This window comes from Streptomyces sp. NPDC047981 (assembly GCF_040653315.1).
Lineage (GTDB): Bacteria > Actinomycetota > Actinomycetes > Streptomycetales > Streptomycetaceae > Streptomyces.
The window spans coordinates 1-2756 of sequence record NZ_JBEZNQ010000183.1; the positions used below are offsets into that span (position 1 = coordinate 1).

The 2756-nt window shown below is 67.4% G+C and carries 1 protein-coding gene; it reads right to left on the minus strand.

All coding sequences use genetic code 11. The features are described 5' to 3' along the window. The coding region (locus AB0E14_RS39585) for a glycoside hydrolase family 2 TIM barrel-domain containing protein (RefSeq protein WP_362430398.1) at positions 1-2705 on the minus strand (2705 nt) is incomplete at its 3' end. Between the last annotated feature and the right edge of the window lie 51 nt (positions 2706-2756).

Consider the following 2756-nt stretch of genomic DNA (forward strand, 5'->3'; position numbering starts at 1 on the left):
ATGGCGGCGCGGTTGACCTGGAAGGGCTTGCCGTTGTTGACGGTGAGTTCGTAGCGGATGGTGCCGGGGGCGGGGACGACGGCGATGCCGCCGGAAGTGGCTCCGCCGATCGTGCCCTTGACCTTCAGCGCCGGGGCCTGGCTGGACGTCGGGACCGTGCCCTCGACCTTCTCACTCCACGCGGTGAGGGGGGTTCCGTTGGAGGAGTTCAGACGCCGGATCTGCAGGGAGTAGGTCTGGCCGGGCGTGAGGCCCTCGACACGGGTACCGGGCCGGTTCGTGGTGCGGTAGTCCTGCACCTGCGTGCCGGTGACGGTGTCCGTGACGATGACCTGGAAGGTGCCGTTGCGCTGGGCGCTCGTGGGAGCGTCGACGGTCTCGGTGTAGCCGAGAACCAGGCCCTGGTCGACCGGAGTGACCTGCACGGGGTTGGGCCCGTAGGGAAGGCTTCCTGCCGGCGTGAGCTTCGTGGTGGCCGCGGTGCTGCTGCCGGCCGTGTTGTTGGTGGTGACGGAGACCGTGTACTCGGTGCCGTTCGTCAGGCCGGTGAGGTCGGCGAAGGGCTCGGCCGTGGTCTTGGTCGCGGCGACCGTCCCGTCGGGGGCGACGGCCTTGACCGTGTGCTTCAGACCGTCGACCGCGTCGGCGTAGCGCACGCGAACCGACTTGTTGGCGACGGCGGTGCCGGTGATCACTGGCTGGGCCGGGGCCTTGAGGTCAGTGGTGTGGACCGCTTCCTGGAATCCCAGCGGGGAGAGCAGCGAGACACGGACCTGGGCGGCGGAGTCGCTGTGCTTCCACGCCACCGGCACCCGCAGTACGGGATCCCCCGGCTCGATCTCGGGCAGGTCGGTGACCGTGCCCGCTACGACCGTGCCGTCGGCATCCGTGACCTTCACCGCGAGCTTATAACCGGTGAGGGTCCACGAGGGGCCGGCGGTGGCGAGCGGGCCCCGGGGAGTGACCGTGACGGTCGCCTCGTCGGTGCCGCCCTGGTTCTTCGGCGTGGACAGCGCCAGCGGCTTCACCGGCGCGTTCGCGGACTGCATCGCGGCATAGGACGCCTTCGGCCGGCCCCACACGTCCACATCACCGAAGCCGCGGACGTTGTTCGGGCTGCTGTTGGTGTAGGTGCTGCGGTAGTCGTTGTACGTCCACTGCGACCAGCCGAAGACGTAGTCCTTGTTCGCGAAGAAGGACTGGGCCCGGTCGCCGCTGGCGGTCTTCTGGTCGAGGCTTTCCTGGCTCGTGAGGTATCCCCCGTTGTTCGAGCCCCTCATGTCGGTGCTGTACTCCGTGACGATGATGGGCTTCGTCGGGTAGAGCTTGTGCGCCCACTGCACTCCGGTGTCGAAGTTGCCGTACAGGTTGATGGCGACGAAGTCCATGTACTGGGTGCCGTCCTTGAGCCCGCACCCGGTCTCACCGGCGGCGCACGGGACTATCGAAGGCTCGTTGATCTTGTTGTTCACCTGGGTGACGTACCGGGTGGGGTCGATCTTCCTGGAGAAGTCGGCCATCCGCCGGTCGTAGGTCCTGCCCCCTTCGGTGTGGGAAGAGAGCTCGTTGCCGACGGACCAGGCGAAGATGCTGGGGTGGTTGAAGTCCTTGTACACCTGCTCGGCCATCTGCTGCTTGATGTTGGGCAGGGCGGTCGTCAGGTCGGCGTCCCAACCCCAGACCGGGGTCTCGCCGATGAGGAGCATGCCGATGCGGTCGGCGTAGTCCAGGACAGCGGGGGCTTGGGCGTAGTGCATGAGGCGGGTCACGCTCATGCCGGCGGACTTCATCATGTCCAGGTCCCGGCGGATCTTGTCGAGGGGCTCGGTGTTGCCGTCGATCGGGTCGTCGGAAACACGGTTGCCTCCCGCCATCTTCAGCCTCTCGCCGTTGAGCAGCACCTTGGTGCCGTCGATCTTGATCGAGCGGATGCCGAACGTGTCGCTGATCCCGTTGATGACCGTACTGGGAGCGGCGGTCCGGGACAGGGTCAGACCCAGGCGGTAGAGGTCGGGGTCGTCGAGCTGCCAGAGGGAGTAGGTGTCGGCGTCCAGAGAGGCGCTCAGGGTGACGGGCACCGTCTGTCCTGCGGGAACGGTCGCGGTGCCGGTGAGGCCGGTCGCGCCGGGAACGTCGGCGCCGGTGGCGGCCGAAGTGATGGAGCCGTCGACCGTGACCTGCTGGTCAGTGTCGCTGGTGTTGCGCACGAAGACCTTGGAAGTGACGGAGGCGGTGCCGTCCGTCAGGTCGGGGGTTGCGGTGATCTCCTGCCGGGTGACGGACAGCGGCTGCGTGGTGGTGAGACTGACGTCCCGGGACAGGCCGCCCCACGGGTACCAGGCGCCGGTCGAGACAGTGTTGTCGGCCTTGACGACCACGGTGTTCGTGCCGGTCGTCCTGATCGCGGAGGTCACATCCAGCTGGAACTCCGTGTAGCCACCGGTGTGCGCGTCACTCTCGGACCAGACGAGACCGGTCCCGTCCAGACCGTTGTCGGCGTCGTTCGACGCGTCCTTGAGGGCGAGGCTCTTGACGAGCTGACCGTTCACCCACACCTGACAGGTCCGGAAGCAGGCATCGAAGGTCAGCCAGTACCGGGAGTCGGAAGAGCCGGGGTGCTGGACGGTGAAGGACCGCTGGTACCACGCCTCACCTCGGTAGGTGTTGTAGTCGTCGCGGGTTTCCCAGTTGCCGGGTACGGGCATGGTGTCCCACCCCGCGGTGCTGGCGCCGGGGGTGGATTGCGCGACGGGGTC